This window comes from Streptomyces sp. GESEQ-4, assembly GCF_017948455.1.
Taxonomy (GTDB): domain Bacteria; phylum Actinomycetota; class Actinomycetes; order Streptomycetales; family Streptomycetaceae; genus Streptomyces.
In genome coordinates this window covers 74016-93934 of record NZ_JAFFSU010000013.1, presented here as the reverse complement: position 1 = coordinate 93934, position 19919 = coordinate 74016, and the positions used below count along the sequence as shown (strand labels likewise).

Here is a 19919-nt window from a genome sequence, read left to right as displayed (position 1 = left end):
GCAGGGCGGGATCGGAAGGGCTCGGACGGTCGTCATCGGACCCTGCTGCGCAGGGTCGTGAGCAGATATGCGCAGAGCAGAACGGACAGTGACAACGCCAATGCGCCGCCCACGGGTTGACCGACCACCCGGACCGCCGCGGCCAGATATCGCTCTCCGCCGAAGGGCCACTGCATGAGAAGCACCTCGCGCAGCCGCATGGGAAACCCAGCCGCCGTTCGCACAGCCGGCCCCTCCAGGGCCCTGTGTACGAGAGGTACGACGAGAATCGGTACGGAGACCACGGCGGCGAGGCCGGCCGTGGTGGACCGGAAGACACCGGCGGCCAGCACTCCGGCCCAGGCGCAGCCGACCACGAGACCGAGCCAACTCGCGCTCAGCGACAGCCAGTCGGCGGGAACTTGTGCGAGCTCCCGTCCGTATACGAGATAGAGCGCTTCGGCGTTGCAGCCGACCGTGAGGAAGGCCAGCAGCAGCGCGGTGGCCGCGGTGACGAGGAGTTTGGCGGCGAGCAGCCCCAGTCGGCGGGGCACGGTGCCGCGGTCCGCCGCCAGGGCGGGGTGGCGGAACTCGTCGCCGAAGGAGAGCGCGCCTAGCAGGCCGGCGCCGAGCGCCACGGGCGGCAGCGGCAGCTCCTGCGGCCACGCGGCCAGCAGCCGCGGCTGCGGAGTGTGCCCGATGCGGGCCAGGATGACGGCGGTGAGGACAGACACAGCGAGTACGACGGCCCCGGTGATGAACCCCGTGCTGATTCCCGCGGCGCGGCGCAGCTCGTAGCGGAGCGGGCGGAGGGGACTGGGCGAGGGGCGGACGGAGATGGGGGGTGGCAGCGCGGGCGGGGCGTCGAGGGTGCGGACTTCGCCGGGACTGCGGGAGCGCGTTCGCGTGCGGCTGGCCGCGACGCGCGCATCGTCGGAGACCTGCCCTCCCGGGGTCGTTTCGGTGGAGATCTGCGGCTCGTCGGCCGAGGGGGGTGACGCGTCGACAGGCTCGGCGGCGGTCTGCGATGCGTCGACAGCTGCCCGGGGTGCGTCTTCTGCGTTCCGCGACGCGTCGAGAGGCGCCCGGGGAGCGCCCACTGCGCTCTTCGACGCGTCGAAGGGAGGCCGGTGTGCGTCAGCGGAGGTCTGCGAGGCGTCGAGCGGCGCTCCCGGGGCGTCCCCGGTGTCGAGCGGCGCCGGCGATGCATCCCCGGCGTCCACGGACGGCTCAGGCGGTGCCGGAGAGTTCTCGGTCTGCCGCGGCACGTCCGGTGCACGATCGGCTGTGACCGGGGACGGTTGGCGGGGGGTTTGCGGTTCCTGCGCGGGTACGGCCGCCGCGCCGGCCCCCATGTCTCCGATCTCGTCGGCGAGTTGATGTACGAGGATGCCGTGGCGGAACGCGGTCTCGCCGACGTCGGCGCAGGTACTGCCGTACACGGAGAGCCGGTTGCCTCCCTCGCGCACGACCTCGACGGAGCGCTGCCCGGTGCGGGCCTCCTTGGTGAGCAGGGCGGCGAGGCGTGCGGCGTGCGGGCTGCGGACGGCGACCCGGGGGCGGAGCCGGGTGCGGGCGAACTCGGCGGCCTCCTGGTCTGCGACGAGCCTGCCCTGCTCCAGCGTGACGACGCGGTCGGCGGTGCGCGCGGCTTCCTTGGGGTCGGCAGTGGTGTACAGGACCGTGCCCCCCTGGGAGGCGTGCGCGCGCAGTATGGCGTGCAGCCAACGGATCTCGCGGGCGGTGAGGCCGTCGGCGGGGTCGTCGAGCACGAGCGTGTGCGGGTCGCAGAGCAGGGCACAGGCGAGGCCGAGGCGGCGGTCCATGCCGCGTGAGAGGGTGCCCAGACGCTCGTCACGCAGGCTGACCAGGCCGACCACCTCAAGGACCTCGTCGGCGCGGCGCACGGGCAGACCCGCGGCGGCACACAGCATGCGAAGGTGCCCTCGTACGGTCCGGGCGGGGTGTCCGGGCACGTCGCCGAGGAGTACGCCGACCTCACGCGAGGGATGGGCGATGCGGTGCAGGGGGCGGCCCCTGAAGTAGGTGATTCCGCGGCCCTGTTGAAGTTCGAGCATCAGTCTGAGCGCCGTCGTCTTGCCTGCCCCCGGCGCGCCGAGCAGCGCGGTGACGTGGCCCGCGCGCGCCTCGAAGGTGACGTCGTCGACGGCGGGTGGAAGCTCCTTGCGGGGGTTGCTGGTCAATCCGAAGACCTCGATCACCCGCAGCAAGATAGCGCGCTATGTCCAGTTTTTCGGGTATGTCACAGCTTGCTCACCGGCGGTGGTCGGCCGGATCGGACTTCCGTTCGCCCTTCACTCCCGGTGTCCGGCGTCACACCTCGGGGCGCAGCATCGGGGGGTTGAGCAGCGTGGCGCCGCCGGCCCGGAAGAGCTGGGCCGGGCGACCGCCCTGCCGGGTTGTGGTGCCGCCGGTGGGGACGAGGAAGCCCGGCGTACCCGTCACCTTGCGGTGGAAGTTGCGCGGGTCGAGCGCGACGCCCCACACCGCCTCGTAGACACGGCGCAGCTCACCGACGGTGAACTCGGTGGGGCAGAACGCCGTCGCCAGGGACGAGTACTCGATCTTGGATCGGGCGCGCTCGACCCCGTCCGACAGGATCTGTGCGTGGTCGAAGGCGAGCGGCGCCACGGGTTCCCCGTCGCGGCCGTAGCCAGTCTGCTGCAGCAGTTCCTCGACCGGCGCCCAGCGCGCATTGCTGGCGTCGCCGCCCGCTCGGGGGGCCGGCAGGTCGGGGGCGAGCGCCAGGTGCGCGACGCTGACCACCCGCATCCGGGGATCCCGCTTGGGGTCGCCGTACGTCGCGAGCTGCTCGAGGTGGGCGCCGTTGTCCTGGACGGGGACAGCCGGATCATGGGCGCGCAGCCCGGTCTCCTCGGCCAGCTCGCGGGCTGCCGCCTGCGCCAGGTCCTCGTCGGCCCGTACGAAGCCTCCAGGGAGCGCCCAGCGTCCCTGGAACGGCGGTTCGCCCCTGCGTACCGCCAGCGCGCACAGGGCATGGCGGCGCACGGTCAGCACGACCAGGTCCACGGTGACGGCGAAGGGCGGAAAGGCTGACGGGTCGTAGGGCATGCGGCGATCATAGTCGTCTGCCTGACGATAAACACTCCCTTCGTCGGCCGCATCGATTGCTGATCCACTTTGGCTCGGTATGGGTTTCACCCTGCTCCCCCGGCAGTCAGCGGTGCCGCGGCATACGAGGTCACCCTCCCAATTGCAGCTGATCGGCCGCTTCCTCGACCATGGCGAGGCCGAGTCTGCTGACCCGTACGGAGAAGGGGGCGTCCGCCACACGCAGTCCGGTCAGGACGACCTCTCCCAGGGGTGCGCTGGCCATGGGGCGCAGCGTGACCGTCCCGGCGGGTGCGTCGGGGCGGATGCCGGCGAGGGTGGTCAGCAGCAGCACACCGGCAGCCGCGGCCGTGGCAGCCGGGCGGCAGGCTGCGGGGTGTGGGAGGGGGGCGCTCCCGTCGGTGCGCTGCTCCCCCGCGTACATCTCGGGCAGCCGGTGGCCGAAGGTCTCGGCCGCGGACAGTACGCCCCGCAACAGGGCTCCCGCTTCCTTCTCGTACCCGGCCGCGGTCAGCCCGGCCACAGCGACGGCCGTCTCCTGGACGCGCACAGCCCCGGTGCGGTGGCCGAACGAGTTGTACCCCGGCTCCTTCGTTCCCAGCCCGCGCAGACCCCAGCCCGAGTCCATGGCCGGGCCCCCGAGCAGCCGGGCGAGCTGTTCGGTCTGCACCTTGTCGAGCAGGCCGGCTGCCTGCCGACCTCCGCCGCTCAGACCGGTGTCGAGGAGGTGGACGGCGGACGCGCCCAGGTGCGGCACGAGCCGGCCGTCCGGGGTACGGGCGGCTGCCGGCCGGCCGCCGCCCAGGTCGTCGACCCAGAAATCCGCCCGGAACGCCGTCCGCAAGGCCTCGGCCCACTGCCTCAGCTCCGCCCCACCCGGTCTGCCGGAGTCGTCGAGCAGATCGGCGCCGAGCAGTGCGGCACGGTGTGCGTGCGCCTGTGTCTCGCAGCGGAAGGGCCCGCCCGGGTACGGGTCGCGTAGATACGTGCCGTCGCCCACCGTGGTGCGTAGCCAGGTCAGACAGCGGTCGGCCGCCGGGAGCAGTTCCTGTGTCTCGCGTTCGGACAGGCCCCAACGGCGGGCCTCGGCCAGGAGCACGGGAAAGAGGAGCGTGGCCTCCGTGCCCGTACAGGCTGGCGGCAGATGAGGGCCCGCGTCCCGTCGTGGGCCCGGAATCATGCCGAACCGGGTTCCCGGGCCGTCGAGTTGGGTGCGGGCGAGGGTGCGCAGTGTGCCCGCGGCCAGCCGGGTGCCGAGGGGCAGCGTCATCCGGGCGGCGGCCAGTGCGTCCGCCGGAGCGAGGCCACAGCGCCACGGCACGCCTGCGGCCAGGTGCGTGTCCACCGGGTGGGCGGGGTCCCGCAGCAGCAGGGACTGGAGGTCCTCGATGCTCGTGCGCAGGAGTGTCTGGACTCCGGGGTTGTCTCCCGCCGCCCGGGCGGGTGACAGGGGGCTCGTCGCCGCACGGCCCACGGCCCGGAGGGGCCCCGCTCCGTCGGGCCGTACCCGCAGCTCCACGCTCGTGCTGCCTCCCGGGGGCAGTTCGAGCTCCCAGCGCAGCAGCCCCGCGGAGGCCAGCGCATCGTGCGGTGCTGGGTCGGCCGTGACCGAGGACTTCCCGGTGGCGCAGGACCAGCGCAGACCGGAGTCGTGGACACTGGCCGGCAGTTCGTGCCCCGAGGTGCCGCTCGCGATCATGGCCAGGTCGGCCAGATCCGTGCCGAGCGCCACCTCCACGGACAGGCGCAGGGGACGGAGTGCCGCGCTGTGCAAGGTGATCCGCTCTGTACCGTCCGCGCCGCGGATGCGCTCGACGACGACGTCCGGGTCCGGACCGGTGTGTGCGGAGGTGCGCAGGGTGCCCACGAACCGGGCGGTGTCGGCCGCGGTCATCCTGGCCTGCACCGCGAGTGGCTCGCGGCCGGCCACCCGAACCTGGCAGCGGGAGAGCACACGCCGACCCGCGCGGTAGAACCCCTCCAGCCCTCGACCGGTCAGCTGTCCCTGTTCCGTGGAGATGGCGAAACCGGGGAGCGCGACGCAGACCAGAGCGGTGTGGGTGGGCGGCAGGTCCAAGGGCCGAACCGGGGTCGACGGTGGGGCGAAGCGAGACGGGATCGGCGCCGGTCCGCGTGCCTGAGCCTGGGGCCGGGACGGTGCCCAGCCGTGAGAACCGCTCGGGAACCCGGACCTGCGGGTGCCGGCCCTGTCCGCGCACGACGGTGGACCAGCGCCCGGAGCGGACCCGCCGTGTGTGCGGCGCTCGTCGTCGACGACGGTGGCGGGCGGAGTCGGCTGATGCATGTACGGCTCCTTCTGCGCTCTGGGCGCCTTGGGCGTGTCGACGCCGTGCTGGATGCGTCCGGAGTGACATGGGTGGTGCGGCGGCCATGCCCGTCGAGGCGTTCCGCCACTCAGGTGAACGGCATGGGGCTGTTCGGGGTAACGCCCCCGGCAGGGCGACTGGATCGAGTGTTGGCGGACTGGGCCACCCACCGCCGACTGCTCCGGTTGTCGAACCGTCCTCACTCCGCTGCTGCCGTCCGTCCGAGTGCAGCCATTCGTGCTCCCGCTCACGTGTCTTCCTCTTGGCTGCCATCCTTGGCGTGCAGGTCTCCCGGATTGCCGGTGCCATGGGCCGCTCCCTTGGCTGAGGCACGCGTGCGCGTGCCGCCCGCACGAGCAGCCGTCGGGCGCGCGACGCCCGCAGCCGTCGTGCGCGGCCGGGAGGGCTTCGGCCTCGGCTCTCGAGCCTTGGGCTTCGCGGAACGAGGTGAGTCGTCGCTCGCACTCGCGGGCCGTGCACGGCGTCGGCGGCGTGAGGCTGACGCCGATGTGGGCGCGGCGCATGGGTCCGACTCGGCGGCCTCGCTCAGCGCCGGCTCCTGCGTGGCCTCCGCGCTTTCGGATCGCATCGGCTCACGACCATCGCGTTCCGCACGCAGGCAGCGGCGGATCGACTCCGGGTCCAGCCCCTCGTTGCAGGCCTGATGCAGCAGACGGGCGAAGAGGTAACCGGGGTCCGCGCCGAGCGCCATCGCGAGGGCTTCCCTGGCCTCCAGATCGTCCCCCGTCGACCAGGCGACCCACCCGGCAAGCGTGAGCGGCGCCGCGGCATGTTCGCTGTACGGGCCGACGCAGCGGCGGGCCAGGGCTCGCCACAGGCGCAGCGCCGGACCGGCTTCGTCGCCCTCCATCCACTCGGCCGCTCGATCACGCGTCGTACGGTCCTGCAGGCCGAGAATCAGCGTCGCGGCTTCGTCGTGTCCGAGCAGTCCGTCGTCGCGCAGGTCGGCCATGACCGTGCCGGACACGGACGGGGCTGTGGCCAGACGGCTGATGACCTGCCGGGCAAGATCGAGCGTCTCCTGGGCCACGCACGCCCTGCTTTCGTCGTCGAGGATCCGGGGGACGAGGCTCCTTCCGGCGGTGTCCAGAGCAACCTCCTGCTCCAGGGCAGCCGCCGTTTCCCAGGGCAGCAGCCTGGCTCGCAGTTCGCGCAGAGAGCCGCGCACCTGGAGGCCCGCATACGTGGCAGCGGCGGCCAGCACGGAGGTGCCGGGCAGGCCCATGGGCGTGCCTTCAGGCGGGCAGCATTGCCTGTTCACGCAGCAGTACGACCAGAAGCGGCCGTCCGAGATGCACAGTGCCTCGATCACCGGCACGTCCAGCAGACCGCACTCGACGCGCAGCCGCTGAGCCAGCGGCTGCAGTCGCTCCATGACCTGGCGGCCGGATTCCGCGCTCCCCGGCTCCTGGCAGACGTAGGCCACCAACTGTTCCGGGCGGGCACCCCGGCGCTCGCTGCCCGTCACCAGCCCGTGGGCCAACTGCCGGGCCGCGGACGGCCAGTCGTCCGGGTTCGCGGGAATGCCGAGTCGAGCCCGGCCGCCGAAGCGTCCGCGGCCACCCCTGTCGTGGAGGGCGACCAGGACGACGCTGTCCTCTGGGCGGTAGCCGAGCAGATACGGCAGGGCGTCGGCCAGTTCGGCCGGGGTGCGGAGGGTGACCTGGTGCTCGCCGGGATGGCCGTCATACAGGTCGGGTGGGTTGTGCGCGTCAGGGGTGCTGTACGCCTCAGGTGCGTTGTACTCCTCAGGACCGTGGGTCTCGCTGGGGCCGAAGGGCTCGTGGCCTCCGCCGGGCTCGTCCATCGCCCCGTGCGCATCGAGCCCCTCGCGCCGGGCCATGTCCTCGTTTTCCGGTGATCCAGTCGCTTCGCTGTGATTCGTCATGCGCCGACGATCTCCCGGATTGCAGGACTCCGCTTCGACCTGTGGATAAGTCCGATCAGGGACACGCCAATCCGGTCGTCGAGACCCCTCATCGTCCACAGCCGACCCGGATTGTCGGCGCCGTCCTGTTGTATGGGACGCATGGAGCACACGAGCAACGCGGATCTCCGGGCGGCCGCCGACGCGGTCCTCGCCCGCCTCGTCGGGGACGCCACAGGCACGGCCAGGCTGCGCGAAGACCAGTGGCGGGCGATCGAGGCGTTGGTGGCGGACAGACGCCGGGCCCTCGTCGTCCAGCGCACGGGGTGGGGCAAGTCGGCGGTGTACTTCGTCGCCACCTCGTTGCTCCGCGCCCGGGGCAGCGGCCCCACCGTGATCGTCTCCCCACTGCTCGCGCTGATGCGCAACCAGGTCGAGGCCGCGGCCCGTGCCGGTATCCACGCGCGGACCATCAACTCCTCCAACACCGAGGAGTGGGACATGGTCCAGAGCGAGATCGCCGCGGGCGAGGTCGATGTCCTGCTGGTCAGCCCGGAGCGGCTCAACAACCCGGACTTCCGCGACCAGGTGCTGCCCAAACTCGCCGCCGCGACCGGACTCCTCGTGGTCGACGAGGCGCACTGCATCTCCGACTGGGGTCACGACTTCCGCCCGGACTACCGACGGCTTCGCACGATGCTGATGGACCTCCCGCCCGGTGTGCCGGTACTAGCGACCACGGCCACCGCCAACGCGCGTGTGACCGCCGATGTCGCCGAGCAGCTCGGCACCGGGGGCACCTCGGACGCCCTCGTGCTGCGCGGACCGCTGGACCGGGAGAGCCTGAGCCTGAACGTACTCCGGCTGCCGGACGCCGCCCACCGGATGGCCTGGCTCGCCGACCACCTCGACGAGCTGCCGGGCTCCGGAATCATCTACACGCTCACCGTGGCCGCCGCCGAGGAGGTCACCGCCTTCCTGCGGCAGCGCGGACACACCGTCGCCCCGTACACGGGCAGGACGGAGAACGCCGACCGGCAACAGGCCGAGGAGGACCTGATCGCCAACCGGGTCAAGGCGCTGGTCGCCACCTCCGCGCTCGGTATGGGCTTCGACAAGCCCGACCTCGGATTCGTGGTGCACCTGGGCTCGCCCTCATCGCCCATCGCCTACTACCAGCAGGTGGGCCGAGCGGGACGAGGCGTCGAGCACGCCGAAGTACTCCTGCTCCCGGGCAGGGAGGACGAGGCGATCTGGGAGTACTTCGCCTCGCTCGCCTTCCCCCCGGAGGACCTGGTACGGCGCACGCTCGACGTCCTCGCCCGCGCGGAGCGCCCTCTTTCGCTGCCCGCTCTGGAGCCGTTGGTGGAGCTGCGCCGGTCCCGCCTGGAGACCATGCTCAAGGTCCTCGACGTGGACGGGGCGGTCAAGCGGGTCAAGGGCGGCTGGATCGCGACCGGGCAGCCGTGGACGTACGAGACGGAGCGGTACGACTGGGTGGCCCGGCAGCGCAAGGCCGAACAGCAGGCGATGCGCGAGTACGCGTCGGCGACGGGCTGCCGTATGGAGTTCCTGCAACGCCAGCTGGACGACGAAGGGGCAAAGCCCTGCGGACGCTGCGACAACTGCGCGGGCGCGCGCTTCACCGCCGACATGTCCCCGGCCGCTCTGGACGCCGCGCGCGACGACCTCGGCCGGGCGGGCGTGGAGGTGGAACCGCGCAGGATGTGGCCGACCGGGCTGCCGGCGATCGGCGTCGATCTCAAGGGTCGCATTCCCGTCGGTGAGCAGGCCGCGCCCGGCAGGGCTCTCGGACGGCTGTCGGACATCGGCTGGGGCAACCGGCTCCGGCCGATGCTGGCCCCGCACGCCTCGGACGGCCCGGTACCGGACGACGTGGCAAAGGCTGTCGTCGGCGTGCTGGCCGACTGGGCCAAGGGGCCCGGCGGCTGGGCCCAGGGGGCAACGGACGCCCAGGCGCGTCCCGTCGGTGTCGTCACCATCGCCTCGCGCTCCCGGCCACAACTGATCAACTCCCTCGGCGCACACATCTCGGAGGTGGGCCGACTGCCACTGCTGGGCTCCGTCGAGTACACGGGCGACGGGTATCAGGTCTCACGGAGCAACAGCGCCCAGCGGCTCAAAGCCCTCGACGGCGTGCTGACCCTGCCGCCGGCCCTCGCCTCTGCTCTGTCCGGCATCGGGGGTCCCGTCCTCCTGGTGGACGACTTCACCGAGACCGGTTGGACGCTCGCGGTCGCAGCCCGCATGCTCCGGCGTGCCGGCGCGCAGGGAGTGCTACCGCTGGTCCTGGCAGTCCAGGGTTGATCACATCCATCCCGAAGGGCGGCTCCCTGCACGCGTACGCTGGCGGGAAACCGTGCTCCGCGAGCCGCCCCGCCAGGCAGGCCGATTGCGTGGCCCTTCTCCACAAACGGGCGTCCGTCCTTGAAGCACGGCCGCACCATGCGTCGCAGATGACACACCTGGTGGGGATATAAACCACGCACCACCAGATATCGGTCGGTGGCCCCAATTGCTCGTTGCCGCATCCAGGTTCGACAGGAAGAATTGAGGTCCGCTCCCCGTACGGCCCGCCGTGATCCGGCAGGGCTCCTCTGCGGTGCGCGCTCCCCCGAATCCGACCCCGCCCGCAGTGTGGGCGCGTAGCCGAAGGGAGGACCGTGACCTTCGGATTCGCTCCGTCCCCCGCGGCATCCACGTCGTCCGACCTGTCCGCCGCGTCCGCGGCCCGCATGCTCGAACCCGCGGAGTGGGCCGCGGCCGGCATCCCCCTCCTGCGCAACCCACGGGAAATTGTCAGCGGACTGCATTCCCGGCACCATCCCCGGCCGGCAACCGCCATCGTGGCCGTCCTCGACCCGGACGAACGGCTCTGCGCCAGCGCCTCCTTCACCCGCCGCCCCGCCCCGGCCGACGGCTGGATGTTCCGCAACGTCCTGCTCGCCCAGCTGCGTCGGGTTATCCCCCACGACTTGCGGCGCCGCACGCCGGTGCGCACCGCGGTGCTGCTGTACTGCCGCGAGGGCGACGCGCGTTGGACGCAGGAGGACGGCGCATGGATGTGGGGGCTGCGTGACGCCTGCACTCTGCACGGGCTGCGCTGCGGGGCGTACATCACGCTGACCCGCGATGGCTGGCAGGTCCTCGGCGAGGACCGCGGCGGACGCCGACCCAGCGCGGATTCCACCCCGGAGCCCTTCGCCACGTCCGAGGCGCCACCGCCGAAGCCGCAGACCGGCGGAGCAGCCTCGGAGGTCCTGCGCCGCGCGGCGGCTCGCTGAGTGCGCGGTTCCCTGAGGAAGCGCTGACGGAACTGACGGAACGTTTCGACGGAGCCGACCATCGCTACGCTCCAGCCTCGACCCCGACACGAGCCACACCGTCGCCTGCGCTCGGCCCCACCCATCTCACGCCGTGACACGAAAAGCCCTGCGACATGGTCCTGCACGCGCCCTGAGTGGAGGCTTACGTGGCACGGCGTGCGGTCGGGCTCGGTGCTTTCGGTGAAGCGGATCGGCCGTCTCGGAACAAGCGGCACGCGAGCCCCACAAGCCCCACCCACCCGTGCACGCCAAACCCTCCACCGTGCAAACATCGGCGCGGCGACATCACCGTCACCCCGCCGTCCCCCGGACGTTGCGGAACAGGCTCAGACGCCCGCACCCAGTACCGAGTTGATCTGCTGCGGGTCGCCGCAGACGATCAACAGGGCGCCGGCCCGGGTGAGGGCCAGGGGAAGAGCCGAGGCGGCAGCGGCGTCAGGGCCGCCGTTGACGGCGACGACAACCACCGGACGCGAGGCAGCACGGCTCGCGACGGCGGCGTCCGCATAGAAGACGTCGTCACCTGAGTCATGCTGCGCCCAATAGGCGGCTTCACCGAAGGACAGCTCGTGAGCGGCCCATGGATGCTGTTCGCCGGTGGTGATCACCAGCACGTCACTGGGGGCGCGACCCGAGTCCAGCAGCAGATCCACGGCCTCTTCGGCGGCGTCGAGGGCGCCTTCCGCCGAGGCCGGGATCAGTTGGATCTGCGGAGTCGCCGGGGCCGCATCGGAGGCGGCGGGGGCAGCCGGGCCCGACGGCTCGGGCTTGGCCACGTCTCGCGGCGTACGTTGCACCGGCGGCGTGGGCCTGAGGGGCCCGGGACGACCGGGACGCGACGGAGCCGCGGGGCGGGGGCCGGGTACAGGACGAGGGGTCGGCGCGGTACGGCCACTGGCCGGAGTGGCGCGGGGACCCTGGGCACTCTCGTGAATCTGAGGCTCCTCGGGAATGAGAGGCATGAGCTGATATTTATCAAACGTTGGTACGGCTCGCGTCGGCGGGTGGCACATCAGTGCGAGCGGAATCGTCAGAAGTCGAAGCCGAGTTGCCCCTCGATCTCCGGAACGCTTCCGTCCACCCCGTTGCGGACCTTCTTGAGGTGCCGCCACTGGGGCAGCGCATCAAGATACGCCCACGACAACCGGTGGTACGGGGTGGGTCCCCGCTCCTCCAGCGCGGCCTTGTGCACGGGCGACGGGTACCCGGCATTGTCCGCAAAACCGAAGTCTGCATGGTCGATACCCAGTTCGGCCATCATTTTGTCGCGCCGAACCTTGGCGATCACCGAGGCCGCCGCAACCGCCACACAGGACTGGTCCCCCTTGATCACCGTGCGGACCTTCCAGGGCACGCCGAGATAGTCGTGCTTCCCGTCGAGAATCACCGCGTCGGGACGGACCGGCAGGCCCTCCAGCGCGCGCACCGCCGCCAGGCGCAGCGCGGCCGTCATGCCCAGTTCGTCGATCTCCTCCGGAGAGGCGTGCCCCAGGGCGTACGAGGTCACCCACGTGAGGAGCACCTCGGCGAGTTCGGTACGGCGCTTGACGGTGAGCAGCTTGGAGTCGGTGAGGCCTTCGGGGGGCCGACGCAGTCCGGTGATCGCGGCGCAGACGGTGACGGGGCCGGCCCACGCGCCTCGCCCCACCTCGTCGACACCGGCAATGACCTTCGCTCCGGTCGTAGCGCGAAGGGAGCGCTCGACGGTGTGAGTAGGTGGTTCGTACGGCATGGCGCCCTTAGCCTACGCCGCCCGGATCCCCCGACGACACCCTGGTTCACCTGGGGGACGTCACCATCGGCGAACCTCGCAGTCAGACCCCGTACGGCCGCAGCAGCGGGACCATCAACTGGTCGACCATCTCCTCGATTTCATGATCATTCCATTCGCTTGCGCACATCTTCGCTCGGTACATCATCATCGCCGGGATGGCATCGACGACGTATCCGTTGGCCGCGTCGGCTCGCACCTCGCCTCGCTCGATTCCACGGTCGATGACCTCTCGGAGCAACTGGATGGTCGGTTCCACGACACCTTTGATGATCACCCCATGGAACCGCTCGGCCTGGATGTTGTCGCATTCGTGAATCACCGAACGCAAGGCGAAACCGGGCCGCGAGTACATGGCGTCGCGCGCCTGGCGACACAACTGCAGCAGATCGTCGCGCACGCTCCCGAGGTTGGGCGCCGCCTCGAAGCTCGGCAGCCCGGCCCGCAGCGCATCCGCGACGAGATCCTCCTTGGACGGCCAGCGACGGTAGACCGCGGCCTTTCCGGTCTGAGCGCCCGCGGCGACGCCCTCCATCGTGAGGCCGTTCCAGCCGACCGTGCTGAGCTGATCCAACGCGGCGTCGAGGATCGCCCGTTCGAGCACAGCGCCGCGCCGACGGAGGGAAGCCGTCTGAGCGGGCGCGGCCGTCCAGCGCGAAGTAACCATCTGATCGTCTCCAACGAACAGCGGAAGCGGTAATTCCGGAGATGAGGGGACATGCCGCGCGGCGCCAAAGGGGGAAACGCCTCGCGACACAAAGCTAAGTGAACGCTTGCGTTCACTGTCGGGGACTCACTACGGTTGTCGCGACAGTGAACGCGAGCGTTCACTAAGGCACTTGTGGGGGACCCATAGTGACAACCTCTCAGTTGAGCAAGGATCAGAAGCCAGGTGCGGCACGCCGGGAAGGACATCCCGGTATCGCGCTCACCGTCATCGCGGCCTGCCAACTCATGGTGGTACTCGACGCGACGATTGTGAACATCGCTCTCCCGCACATTCAAGACGCACTCAAGTTCAGCACCACCGACCTCACGTGGGTGGTCAGCTCCTACACGCTCACCTTCGGCGGCCTGCTGCTGCTCGGCGGCCGGGCCGGAGACATCCTCGGCCGCCGCCGAGTGTTCATGACCGGCATCCTGCTGTTCACGTTCGCCTCGCTGCTCGGCGGATTCGCCCAGGAACCCTGGCAGTTGCTGGCCGCGCGCGCCCTTCAGGGCGTGGGTGGCGCGATTGCGTCGCCGACCTCGCTGGCACTCATCACCACCACGTTCCCCGAAGGCCCGGAACGGAACCGGGCGTTCGGAGTCTTCGCCGCCGTCTCCGCGGGCGGCGGCGCCGTCGGTCTGCTCGCCGGCGGCATGCTCACCGAGTGGCTCGACTGGCGGTGGGTGCTCTTCGTCAACGTACCGATCGGCGTTTTGATCGCTGTCCTCACGCCGTTGTACATCAGCGAGTCCGAACGGCACCCCGGCGGGCGCTTCGACATCGCCGGCGCGCTCACGTCGACGCTCGGCATGGCAGCGCTCGTCTACGGGTTCATCAGCGCGGCCGACGAGGGCTGGCGGGACAGCATGACCCTCGGCTCCTTCGGCGCCGCGGTGGTCCTGCTGCTCGCCTTCGCCTTCGTCGAGACCCGGGCCGCGGACCCGATCACCCCGCTGCGCATGTTCACCGACCGCAATCGATCGGGCACGTATGTGATCATGCTGAGCCTGGCAGCGGCGATGTTCGGCATGTTCTTCTACATCGTGCTGTTCGTGCAGAACGTGCTGGGATACAGCCCGATCGCGGCCGGCGTGGCCTTCCTGCCGGTGACAATGGTGATCGCGATCGGCGCGGGACTGTCGCAACGGTTCCTGCCCGTGCTCGGCCCCAAGCCGTTCATGCTCGTCGGCTCGGCGCTCGCGGTGATCGGCCTGGTCTGGCAGACCTTGATCAGCTCCGACAGCTCGTACGTCGGCGGGGTGCTCGGGCCGATGCTGGTGTTCGGCTTCGGCATGGGCCTGAACTTCGTCACCCTGACGGTCACCGCAGTGTCCGGTGTCGCCCAGCATGAGGCGGGTGCGGCCTCCGGACTGCTCAACGCCACGCAGCAGGTGGGCGGTTCGCTGGGCCTGTCCATCCTGACGACGGTGTTCGGCTCGGCCAGCAAGGACGAGGCGGAGAAGCAGCTGCCGAAGTTCATGGCCGACGGTTCGGCCGAGCAGAAGGCCGAGTTCGCCAAGACGCAGCAGTTGCCCGCGCCCTGGGGGCACGACGTGCTCACCCACGGCATTTCGATGGGCTTCGTGGCGGCAGCGTCGATGGCCGTGCTGGCGCTGATCACCGCGTGGTTGGTGATCCGGGTCCGCAAGAGCGACCTGGAAGCCCTCGCGGGTACACCGGGCCCGATGGCCGGCTGACCCGGACCGGTCCGCACCGGGCTCGATGTCAGGGGGCGCGATCTCGCGCCCCCTGACGGCACGTGGACACCAGGGCATCACGGCCGCCGCGACAAGCAGCGTCAACAGCCTCGCCCAGAACTCCATGACCACCCCCGCACCCCTCGCATGTCATCTGTATGCGCCGACCCATGCGTCGCACAGCAACTGCCACGACAACGAGCACACGGTTACTCAGAGTTCCCGTCATGCACAGAGAGTTTGCACCGGTGTTTTCGAGGCGCTACGCCGACGTGGGCATCCACTCCGGCAGCGCTTCCGTCCGCTCCGCCCAGGCGCCGGGCGGCGTCCCCGCCTTCCCGGCGGCGATCACCCCGCCCACGATGGCGCAGGTCGTGTCCACGTCTCCGCCGACCTGGGCGGTGGTCCAGAACGCCTCCTCGTAGTCACCGAGGGCACGCGCGGCGGACCAGAGCGCGAACGGCACGGTGTCGTGCGCCGTCGTACGCCGCCCACAACCCAGCACCGCCGCCACCGTGGCCGCGTCGGCGTAGTCGAGCATGTCGCGGGCGCGCCGCAAGCCGGCTCCGACAGCACTCTTGGGCACGAGCGCGATGACGCCGTCCAGGAGCGCCTCGGCACTGGGCGGGCCGCCGGGGGCCGCGGCCATGGAGGCGGCAGCGGCGACGGCCATGGCACCGACCACGGCCTCTCGGTGCTGGTGCGTGGGGTACGCCGAGATCTCGGCCTGGTGGGTCGCCTGTTCCGGGTCGTCCGCGTACCAGGCACCCAGAGGGGCGATCCGCATCGCTGCGCCGTTCCCCCAAGACCCCTGTCCGTTGAAGAGCGCGGCCGCGAGCTCACGCCAATCGCCGCCCTCACGGACCAGCCGCAGCAGACGGTTGACCGCCGGACCATATCCGCGGTCGAAGTCGTGGTGCTCGGCGAAGGAGCGGGCCAGTGCGTCCTGGTCGATGCGGTGGTGAGCGGCGAGGACGGCCACGACGGAGCACGCCATCTCCGTGTCGTCCGTCCACTGCCAAGGAGCCTGTGGCAGCTCGCGGCGCTTCAGCAGCGGGTAGTTCACCGGCACGAAGAACTGCGAGCCCAGGGCATCCCCGACCGCGAGTCCGCGCAGGCTGGCCAGGGCGCGGTCCAGGCGTCCGTCGGGGGAGGATTCAGCGGTCATCGCTCTGCCACTCTAATTCGTTGCTGACGGATCCAGCACCACAGGTGATGCCGCTGGGTCTGTTCGAGTACTGGGACCGCGAAATCTTCTGCCACTCCGGCTGATGAAAGCCTCCGGATAGACGGGTGCACGGCCTGGTGCTGGCGGTGGTGGCGGTCGCGTGGACGCCGAGCGGATGTCTTCATGCGACGTGGTCGACACGAGACCTCCCCAGAGAACGGCGGCGCTCGGCGTCTTCGCGGCCGCCACCACCGCAGAGGGTTGTCGGGCATGCGGGTGTCGTAGGGACGCCTTGCAACTACCAGGCACCAGGTGCCTTATGCCAGAGCGGCGCCATGAGGCACCCGCAGCCCGTCAATCACTATCCGCATGATCACTCGTTGGAGTTGGTGGTGCGAGCCCTCCGCACGGTGACCTCTTGATAGACGCGAGCCCGAGCTCCCGAGTAGACCGAGGCCCGTGGGGTGAGCTGGTGCCACGAACACGGCTGATGAGGTGTCGGACCAGTCACTGGCGGCTGAGTCCTGGAATTAGGTCGCTGCGTGGCCCGCATGCGCTCGTGACCAGCGCAAACACCCGCACTATGGGGAGGGAACAACTTGATCTACTGCGGTATCGACTGGGCCGAACGCCACCACGACGTCGCTCTGGTCGACGACACCGGCCAGTTACTCGCCAAGCGCCGTATCACCGACGATGCTGCCGGCTACCAGCTGCTGCTGGACCTGCTCGCCGAGTACGGCGACACGGAAGAAGCCCCGGTCCCTATCGCGATCGAGACGTCCCGTGGCCTGCTGGTCGCCGTCCTGCGGACCGGGAAACGCCAGGTCTTCGCGATCAACCCGATGGCCGCCGCCCGCTACCGCGACCGCCACTCCGTCTCCCGCAAGAAGTCCGACCCCGGCGACGCACTGGTCCTGGCGAACATCCTCCGCACCGACATGCACGCCCACCGGCCCCTGCCGCAGGACAGCGACCTGGCCCGCGCCATCGCCGTCCTGGCCCGCGCCCAGCAGGACGCCACCTGGAACCGGCAGCAGCACTCCAACCAGCTCCGGTCCCTGCTTCGCGAGTACTACCCATCCGCCCTGGACGCCTTCGCCACCTGGCAGAACGGCCTCTGCCGTCCCGAGGCACGCGAACTACTCAGGCTCGCCCCCACGCCCTCCCGCGCCGAGCGCCTGAGCTGCACGCAGATCCAGGCCGCCCTCAAGCGAGCCGGCCGCAAGCGCGGCATCGAGACCGAGGCCGACCGGATCCGCGCGGTCTTCCGCGGCGAGTGGGCCCACCAGCCGCCGCTGGTCGAGGACGCACTCGGCAAGCAGATGCTCGCCCTCCTGGGCCAGCTGGAAGCCGCCTGCACGGCCGCCGACGACCTCGCCACGGCGGTGGAGGAAGCTTTCCCTCAGCACCCGGACGCTGAAGTCATCCTCAGCTTCCCCGGCCTCGGCGTCCAGCTCGGCGCCCGGGTGCTGGCCGAGATCGGGGACGACCGAAAGCGGTTCGCCGACGCCCGCGGTCTGAAGGCCTACGCCGGCTCCTCGCCCATCACCAGGGCCTCCGGCAAGAAGTCAAGCATCATCCGGCGGAGGGTGAAGAACGACCGTCTCAACCATGCCGGCTATCTGTGGGCCTTCGCGGCCCCCAACGGATCCCCCGGGGCCAAGGCCCACTACCGGCGCCGACGCGACATCCACGGAGACTGGCACGCAGCCGCCCTGCGCAACCTCTTCAACCGCATGATCGGCCAGCTCTACCGCTGCCTACAGGAGCACGAGCTGTTCGATGAACAAGCAGCCTTCCCCACCCAACTCGCCGCCGCAGCTTGACTCTTAGCTTCATGAGGTGTCTATCCGGTGATCCCGTACGGTTCCGGATCTCGCCAGCGCTCGAACGGCCGGTCGAGCGAGTACTTGCCGTCGTCCCCGAGAACGAGCATCCGCATCTCCGCGTTCCCCGGATTCGAAAGCGACTCGAATTCCGCGACCGTCCAGTGGAACCAGCGCATACAGAACAGCCGCATCGCCAGGCCATGAGTGACCAGCAGCACGTTCGGCGGATGGTCGGGGGCCTCGAAGCTGCGGTACAGGCTCTCCAGGAAGCCGCCGACCCGGTCGTACACATCCGCCCCGGACTCGCCCTGGGCGAAGCGGTAGAAGAAGTGACCGTACGCGTCTCGGTAGGCCTTCTGGAGTTGGACGTCGTCCCGGTCCTGCCAGTTGCCCCAGTCCTGTTCGCGCAGCCGGGGTTCCTCGCGCACGCGGACGAGCTCGGGGTCGAGGTGGAAGGCGCGGAACGTCTCGTGTGTACGGCGGTACGGAGAGACGTACACGCTGATGCGCTCGCGGCCGAACACCTCGCGCAGCCGTTTTCCGGTCTCCTCAGCCTGCCGCCAGCCCCGCTCGGTCAGCGCCAGGGCATGGTCGGGCTGGCGTTCGTACACGGTGTCATCAACATTGCCGGTTGACTCACCATGCCGGACAAGGACGATGCGCCGTGGTCGTGCCATGCCAAAACCCTAGATCGAGTGACGGCCCATCGAGCACTCGTACGGGCTCTATACAGCGTAGGTCACACATTTCTTGCAGCATGGGCCCCACTGGGCACACGAAGAGTGCGTCCAGTTCTCAAACTATCCAGGCCGATTCCAGCCCCACGATGTCACCTCTGAGGGCCGCGATGTCCGCCTCGGTCTGAGCACGCAGGGCGAGCCGCTCCACGCGCTCGGTGCGGTATTTGCCGTGCTCGGCGGCCGACTGCCACATCGACAGCACCAGGAACTCGTTCCCGGGCGCCTCACCGAACAGTCCGCGGATCATGCCGGGCGAGCCGGCCATCGCGGGGTTCCACACCTTCTCCTGCATCAGCATGAAGTGCTCGGCACGGTCCTCGTGGACGCGGCAGTGGGCGAACCGGACCAGATCGGCGTCGGTGAAACGCGGCTCGAAGCCCGTCTTCACGTCGAAGCGATAGTCGAACAGCTTGACCTGGGCGTCCTTGAACGTACCCGACTGGGCCGCCGCGAGCCGGTCGTGGGAACGGGCCATGAAGGAGTCGTAGAAGGCACGGCTCTCCCAGAAGGCGAAAATGTGCGCGACGGAAGGCCGCCCCCGACTCCAGCCTCCGCCCTGCCCTCGAAACCCCGGCTCCCCCAGAAGCCCCGCCCACTTTCGCTGCCCCCGCTCGAAGCCGCGGCGGTCCACCACGGTGCAGCGAATCCACTTGACCAGCACCGCGCCATCGTAAGGCCACGGAGCGTGGCCTCGGTCACGCTCGCGCGGACCGCATCCGCGCACCTGCCCACGCGCGCGTGGCACGATGGACAAGCGACCCCGGCTGTCCGGCAGTTGGGGCAGGGGCACACGGGGAAGGGAACGTCTGGTGAACGGGCTCAGCAAGGGGATTCGGAAGGCCGAGGTCGGGCTGAAGTGGGACCCGAGTCCTGCGGGGCAGCCGCCCACGGATCTGGACATCGTGGCCGCGACCTACTTGGCGAGCGATCCGTACGGCGATCCCGCTTATGCGGTGTACTTCGGCAGCCGCTCTCCCGACGGCACCATCACGCTCAACCGGGACAGCAAGGACGGCAAGGGCTTCGGCTGGGACGAGGTCATGACCCTGGAGCTCGACCGGCTCGACAGCCGGTACGCGCGCGTGGTCGTCGGCGTGATCATCCAACAGCGCGCCGCACAGCGGACCTTCGTCAGCGTGCCCAAGCCGAACCTGCGCATCAGCGAGGGCTACGACGTCCTGGCCCAGGACGACTTCGGCGGAGTGCTCGCGGCGACGGCAGCAGCGGTCGGGGAGTTCGTGCGCGAAGGATCCGGCACATGGGACTTCCACGCGGGAATCCACGGCTTCGAGGACGACCCGGCCACGTTCACCCAGGTCATGGGCAAGACACGCTGGTCCTGAACAGCCCGAAGGGGCGCCGACACAT

15 protein-coding genes are annotated in these 19919 nt (G+C 70.3%); 5 read left to right on the top strand and 10 right to left on the bottom strand.

Annotation, left to right across the window (positions count from 1 at the left end):
• Nucleotides 1-32: 32 nt before the first annotated feature.
• From KCH48_RS24510 to KCH48_RS24495, 4 genes are all read right to left on the bottom strand, one after another.
• Nucleotides 33-2201, bottom strand: a complete 2169-nt coding sequence (locus KCH48_RS24510; RefSeq protein WP_210576868.1) for an ATP-binding cassette domain-containing protein — start codon at nt 2199-2201, stop codon at nt 33-35.
• A 112-nt stretch (nt 2202-2313) separates the two neighbouring features.
• Nucleotides 2314-3072, bottom strand: a complete 759-nt coding sequence (locus tag KCH48_RS24505) for an NUDIX domain-containing protein (RefSeq protein WP_210576867.1) — start codon at nt 3070-3072, stop codon at nt 2314-2316.
• Nucleotides 3073-3202: 130 nt separating this feature from the next.
• On the bottom strand, nt 3203-5377 hold the full coding sequence (locus KCH48_RS24500; protein ID WP_246885798.1) for a glycogen debranching N-terminal domain-containing protein: 2175 nt from the start codon (nt 5375-5377) through the stop codon (nt 3203-3205).
• 269 nt (nt 5378-5646) lie between these two features.
• On the bottom strand, nt 5647-7308 hold the full coding sequence (locus tag KCH48_RS24495) for a DUF4192 domain-containing protein (protein ID WP_210576866.1): 1662 nt from the start codon (nt 7306-7308) through the stop codon (nt 5647-5649).
• Nucleotides 7309-7449: 141 nt separating this feature from the next.
• Between KCH48_RS24495 and KCH48_RS24490 the strand changes: the two genes are divergently transcribed.
• Both KCH48_RS24490 and KCH48_RS24485 read left to right on the top strand, forming a co-directional pair.
• Nucleotides 7450-9615 carry a RecQ family ATP-dependent DNA helicase gene (locus KCH48_RS24490; protein ID WP_210576865.1) on the top strand — a complete coding sequence of 722 codons (2166 nt, stop codon included), beginning with the start codon at nt 7450-7452 and terminating at the stop codon, nt 9613-9615.
• 356 nt (nt 9616-9971) lie between these two features.
• Nucleotides 9972-10592, top strand: coding sequence for a hypothetical protein (locus KCH48_RS24485; RefSeq protein ID WP_210576864.1), 621 nt, complete (start codon nt 9972-9974; stop codon nt 10590-10592).
• Between the two features lie 368 nt (nt 10593-10960).
• On the opposite strand, the gene KCH48_RS24480 is transcribed toward KCH48_RS24485, so the two are convergent.
• The 3 genes from KCH48_RS24480 to KCH48_RS24470 form a co-directional block, all read right to left on the bottom strand.
• Entirely contained in the window at nt 10961-11596 is a 636-nt protein-coding gene (locus KCH48_RS24480) for a hypothetical protein (protein WP_210576863.1), read from the bottom strand.
• Between the two features lie 68 nt (nt 11597-11664).
• Nucleotides 11665-12366, bottom strand: coding sequence for a ribonuclease HII (locus KCH48_RS24475; RefSeq protein ID WP_210576862.1), 702 nt, complete (start codon nt 12364-12366; stop codon nt 11665-11667).
• Nucleotides 12367-12448: 82 nt separating this feature from the next.
• Entirely contained in the window at nt 12449-13072 is a 624-nt protein-coding gene (locus KCH48_RS24470) for a TetR/AcrR family transcriptional regulator (RefSeq protein WP_210577005.1), read from the bottom strand.
• Between the two features lie 188 nt (nt 13073-13260).
• Here KCH48_RS24470 and KCH48_RS24465 point away from each other — a divergent pair, with 188 nt between their 5' ends.
• Nucleotides 13261-14811 (top strand): MFS transporter, encoded by a 1551-nt coding sequence (locus KCH48_RS24465; RefSeq protein WP_210576861.1) that lies wholly within the window; start codon nt 13261-13263, stop codon nt 14809-14811.
• Nucleotides 14812-15073: 262 nt separating this feature from the next.
• On the opposite strand, the gene KCH48_RS24460 is transcribed toward KCH48_RS24465, so the two are convergent.
• Entirely contained in the window at nt 15074-15979 is a 906-nt protein-coding gene (locus KCH48_RS24460; protein ID WP_210576860.1) for an ADP-ribosylglycohydrolase family protein, read from the bottom strand.
• A 599-nt stretch (nt 15980-16578) separates the two neighbouring features.
• Between KCH48_RS24460 and KCH48_RS24455 the strand changes: the two genes are divergently transcribed.
• Nucleotides 16579-17808: an IS110 family transposase gene (locus KCH48_RS24455; RefSeq protein ID WP_210576859.1), complete on the top strand. Its 1230-nt coding sequence runs from the start codon at nt 16579-16581 to the stop codon at nt 17806-17808.
• Between the two features lie 20 nt (nt 17809-17828).
• Here the strand turns inward: KCH48_RS24455 and KCH48_RS24450 are convergent, their stop codons facing one another.
• Nucleotides 17829-18488: a histidine phosphatase family protein gene (locus KCH48_RS24450; protein WP_210576858.1), complete on the bottom strand. Its 660-nt coding sequence runs from the start codon at nt 18486-18488 to the stop codon at nt 17829-17831.
• A gap of 118 nt (nt 18489-18606) precedes the next feature.
• Complete coding sequence (locus KCH48_RS24445) at nt 18607-19212, bottom strand: YdbC family protein (protein ID WP_210576857.1); 606 nt, start codon at nt 19210-19212, stop codon at nt 18607-18609.
• Nucleotides 19213-19360: 148 nt separating this feature from the next.
• Here KCH48_RS24445 and KCH48_RS24440 point away from each other — a divergent pair, with 148 nt between their 5' ends.
• Entirely contained in the window at nt 19361-19894 is a 534-nt protein-coding gene (locus KCH48_RS24440) for a TerD family protein (RefSeq protein ID WP_210576856.1), read from the top strand.
• Nucleotides 19895-19919: the final 25 nt, after the last annotated feature.

Bases quoted from the DNA above. Each gene is read 5' to 3' on its own strand.
- KCH48_RS24480 (WP_210576863.1), bottom strand. From the start codon at position 11,596: ATGCCTCTCATTCCCGAGGAGCCTCAGATTCACGAGAGTGCCCAGGGT.
- KCH48_RS24495 (WP_210576866.1), bottom strand. From the start codon at position 7,308: ATGACGAATCACAGCGAAGCGACTGGATCACCGGAAAACGAGGACATG.
- KCH48_RS24460 (WP_210576860.1), bottom strand. From the start codon at position 15,979: ATGACCGCTGAATCCTCCCCCGACGGACGCCTGGACCGCGCCCTGGCC.
- KCH48_RS24470 (WP_210577005.1), bottom strand. From the start codon at position 13,072: ATGGTTACTTCGCGCTGGACGGCCGCGCCCGCTCAGACGGCTTCCCTC.
- KCH48_RS24450 (WP_210576858.1), bottom strand. From the start codon at position 18,488: ATGGCACGACCACGGCGCATCGTCCTTGTCCGGCATGGTGAGTCAACC.
- KCH48_RS24490 (WP_210576865.1), top strand. From the start codon at position 7,450: ATGGAGCACACGAGCAACGCGGATCTCCGGGCGGCCGCCGACGCGGTC.
- KCH48_RS24475 (WP_210576862.1), bottom strand. From the start codon at position 12,366: ATGCCGTACGAACCACCTACTCACACCGTCGAGCGCTCCCTTCGCGCT.
- KCH48_RS24500 (WP_246885798.1), bottom strand. From the start codon at position 5,377: ATGCATCAGCCGACTCCGCCCGCCACCGTCGTCGACGACGAGCGCCGC.
- KCH48_RS24505 (WP_210576867.1), bottom strand. From the start codon at position 3,072: ATGCCCTACGACCCGTCAGCCTTTCCGCCCTTCGCCGTCACCGTGGAC.